The organism is Lactobacillus sp. HMSC08B12 (assembly GCF_001808415.1).
Classification (GTDB): Bacteria; Bacillota; Bacilli; order Lactobacillales; family Lactobacillaceae; genus Lactobacillus; species Lactobacillus delbrueckii.
Genome location: NZ_KV793216.1, coordinates 1 through 3,837 on the forward strand (window position 1 = coordinate 1; position 3,837 = coordinate 3,837).

Consider the following 3,837-nt stretch of genomic DNA (forward strand, 5'->3'; position numbering starts at 1 on the left):
CTTTGAGAGTCTGACCGTTCTTGAATCGGGGGATTTCAATCCTTGAGCTTTGTTCTTCTTGTAGGCCTTTTTCCAGTCTTTGACCGCTTTGCGGGCTTTCTTGATTTCACCGTCATGCTCGCGGATTTTATCTCTAGGGCCATACCAGTTAGCAACATCAGTCATATGGTTGATGCCGCACAACTGTGAATAAAGGAAGTCTCTGCATTTGCCGTAAGCAGTGAACAGCTCATCCAATTCTTTTAGTTCGTCACCATTTAACTTTACGGTATAAGCTCTGACTGTCTTAGTTTGAGTTTTTCTCTTTTTTCTGGTCATTTTTGGAAACGACTTTCTTCTTACGATCTTATGTTCGTGTCTATCCGTATTATATCACAGAAGCTCGTTCAAATACATTGGGAACATGACCTAGAATAGAAAAGACTACAAATAAGCATTAGTAGTCTTTAATTGCTATTTTTGACTATATATTTTTACAGCTGCTGAATTTCCACTTCACCGGGACCAAGTACTCCAGCTACGGCAAGTTTAAACCGCGCTAAAAAGGCAGCCCCGCTAAGGAGCTGCCTTTTCGCATACAATATATACTTTTTACTTACAAGTACTTCACAGACTTGCTTTTAAACTTTTACCACAAACCGATCAGCTTCATCCACAATCCGCCGATGCCGCCGTAGACTACCAGGTAGAAGAGACCCAAAACGAAGCACATCTTCCACCAGTCAGTCTGCTTGACATAGCCTGGTGCGAAGAGGGCAGTAGCCGGCCCACATGAGTAGTGGGTGGTTGACTGGAAGATCGCCCCAGTCATGCCCAGCATGATAGCCGCAAACATTACCGGCACGCCAGCACTCTTGGCAATCAAGAGCAGAGGCGCGTACATGGCAACAACGTGGGCCGTGCCGGAGGCAAAGAGGTAGTGGCTGTAGAAGTAAACCAGGACCAGGATGGCCATGACCAGAACTGGTGACATGCCGCCGATGACAGACTTAATTGAAGTCTGCAGCCACGGAATCACGCCGCCCTTAAGGCTCAGTTGGTTGGCCATGAAGATCAGGATTGAGAACCAAACGACAACGTTCCAGGCACCAGTTTCGCTCAGCATGTCCTTGGTGGTCAGCACCCCGGTTACCAGCAAAAGCGCGGTTGCCAGGAAGGCTATCCAGGTGGCGCCCAAGCCGATGAAGCTGGACAGCATCCACAAGACAAGGGCCAGGATGAAGACTGCCATCATAACCTTCTCAGAAGCCTTTATAGCGCCCATTTCCTTCAATTGGCCGTCAGCCCATTCCTTGGCGTTAGGAGTTTCCTTGATCTTAGGCGGGTACATCTTGTAGATGATGATTGGCACTAAGATGAAGGAGATCAAGGCTGGCACGATAGCGGCTGCTACCCAGCCGAACCAGGAAATATTGACCCCATTAGCCGCTGCCAGACCAACCGCGGCCACGTTAGGAGCTGAGGCAGTCATGAAGAGGCTGGATGAGATCGTGTTGGCGTGGAATTCGTTGAAGACCAGGTAAGAACCGATCTTGTCTTCCGTGCCATCAGAAACCTTGGAACCGAAAGTGTCGGACAAGGATTCGATGATTGGCAGGACGATACCACCAGACCGGGCAGTGTTACTTGGGGTGGCTGGTGAAACGACCAAGTCGATCATGGACAAGGAGTAGGCCAGACCCAAAGTCTTTTTCCCGAAGGCCCGGACGAAGATCAAGGCGATCCGCCGGCCCAAGCCAGTCTTGGTAAAGCCCCGGGCAATCATGTAGGCCATGGCGATGGTCCATGGAGTTGAGTCAGCGAAGGCTGACAGGGCTGGCTTCATTTGCACCAGGCCCAGGCCGATGATGGTCACGTAGGCGATGATGGATACCCCGGCGATTGGCAGGGGCTTGGTAATGCAGGCAATGATCGTCGCCAGGAAGATGGCGAACATATGCCAGCCGGCAACGGTGATGGTCGCCGGGCGCAGAGGAGTGAGCAAGAAGAGCCCAATCCCGATGATCAAAGGCCAGATGAAGCCTTTGTAATTAACTTTTGTTAACATTTTTTCTCCCGCTTTTTGAAAAAAACTATTCTTCCGGCTTAGTCCGGTCGATGTTGGTCATGGCCATGTAGTCCATCCATTCATCGTATTGTTCTTCAGTCACCTTGCCGCTCTTCAGGGCAGCTTCCTTCAAGGTAGTGCCTTCACGTTGAGCAGTTTGAGCGATTACGGCAGCTTCGTGGTAGCCGATCTTTGGTGACAAAGCAGTAACAGTCATCAGGGAGTTTTCCAGCAGGTCATCCATTCTTTGTTCGTTGACAGTCAAACCGTGGATCATCTTGTCAGCGAAGCCAGTAATAGTGCCGGCCAGGATGTCAGCTGATTCCAGGAAGGCAGCGATCATGACAGTCTTGAAGACGTTCATTTCGAAGTTACCTTGGCTGGCAGCGAAGTTGATAGTTACGTCGTTACCCAATACGCGGGCTACAGCCATGGTTACGGCTTCAGCCTGGGTTGGGTTAACCTTACCTGGCATGATTGATGAGCCTGGTTCGTTGGCTGGGATGTTAAGTTCACCGTAGCCGGCACGTGGGCCAGAAGCCAGGAAGCGGATGTCTTGGGCAATCTTGAACATGTCGTTGGCCAAAGTCTTGAAGGCGCCGTGCATTACGCTCAAAGCTGAGTGGTGAGCCAGGCCCCAGAACTTGTTGGTGTCGACCTTGAATTCGTGGCCGTAAGCTTCTGACAGCTTGCCAGCGATAGCTTCAGTCATGCCTGGGGCAGCGTTCAAGCCAGTACCTACGGCAGTACCACCGATAGCCAATTCGTAAAGGCTTGGCTTCAATTCTTGGATGTAAGCCAGGTCATGCTTCAAAGCTGAGATGTAGCCGGAAACTTCTTGGCCGAAAGTCAAAGGAGTAGCGTCTTGCAGGTGGGTACGGCCAACCTTGACAGTCTTCCAGTACTTGTCTTGCTTTACCTTAAGTTCGTCAATCAAGTGTTCAATAGCTGGTTCCAGCTTGTCGACAGCTTCAACGGCAACGATGTTCATTGCAGTTGGGTAAGTGTCGTTTGAGCTTTGGCCACGGTTGACGTCGTCGTTAGGCAGGATGTTCAAGCCTGGGTGAAGCTTGTTAGCCAGGTTGGCAACAACTTCGTTGACGTTCATGTTGGTTTGAGTACCTGAACCAGTTTGCAATACGTGAAGTGGGAAGTCCTTGCGCAGGTCTTCGTCGCTAAGTGCCAGCAATTGGTCGATAGCTTCTTCGATTGCTTGTCCCTTTTCAGCTGGTTCGTCGCCAACTTCAACGTTTGATTCAGCAGCAGCCTTCTTCAAGCGCAGGAAAGCACGGATGATAGCCAATGGCATCAATTCACCGGATGGGAAGTTGTTGCGGCTTCTTTCAGTTTGCGGGCCCCAGAGAGCTTCCTTAGGAATCTTAACTTCACCGATCGTGTCTGATTCAATACGGTATTCTTGTTCTGCCATCTTACAAATCTCCTTACAAAAAACTTTTACAGAAATCTTGCTTAACTAATTGCATTATATAACGGCTTTTTTGAATTTTGTTAAAAACAGCACAGCTTTTTGTCGTTTTTTAAAGAATTTCAAGGACTGTCTATTTTTTGAAATTTAGGGAATCCTTTAGCAAATTCGTTAAAATGTAAATGTTTTCAGCGATAAGTAAGCGGTTGCCAGAAGTTTTTCGCAATTTATTTTGACTTAGCAAAAAATTTTTAGCCTGTTTTTTACAGGAAGTTAATGAAAAATGTAACTTGTGAAATATTCATTAGCTAAAAGTGGTTCAGGCAGTTTTTTCTTATAACTTAAACTTCCCACTTACAAAAGT

2 protein-coding genes and 1 pseudogene are annotated in these 3,837 nt (G+C 48.2%); all 3 read right to left on the bottom strand.

The genetic code is table 11. The features are described 5' to 3' along the window. A pseudogene (locus HMPREF3168_RS09070) lies at nucleotides 1-318 on the bottom strand (RNA-guided endonuclease TnpB family protein); the annotation flags it as partial. Nucleotides 319-628: 310 nt separating this feature from the next. Continuing rightward, a complete protein-coding gene (locus HMPREF3168_RS09075; protein WP_070489713.1) occupies nucleotides 629-2,047 on the bottom strand; it encodes a DASS family sodium-coupled anion symporter in 1,419 nt (472 codons plus the stop codon). A gap of 25 nt (nucleotides 2,048-2,072) precedes the next feature. Next, nucleotides 2,073-3,476 (bottom strand): class II fumarate hydratase, encoded by a 1,404-nt coding sequence (locus tag HMPREF3168_RS09080; RefSeq protein WP_070489715.1) that lies wholly within the window; start codon nucleotides 3,474-3,476, stop codon nucleotides 2,073-2,075. Nucleotides 3,477-3,837 lie beyond the last annotated feature (361 nt).

What these genes read in the sequence shown, in the direction of transcription:
- HMPREF3168_RS09075 (WP_070489713.1), bottom strand. Translation starts at nt 2,047, where the DNA reads ATGTTAACAAAAGTTAATTACAAAGGCTTCATCTGGCCTTTGATCATC.
- HMPREF3168_RS09080 (WP_070489715.1), bottom strand. Translation starts at nt 3,476, where the DNA reads ATGGCAGAACAAGAATACCGTATTGAATCAGACACGATCGGTGAAGTT.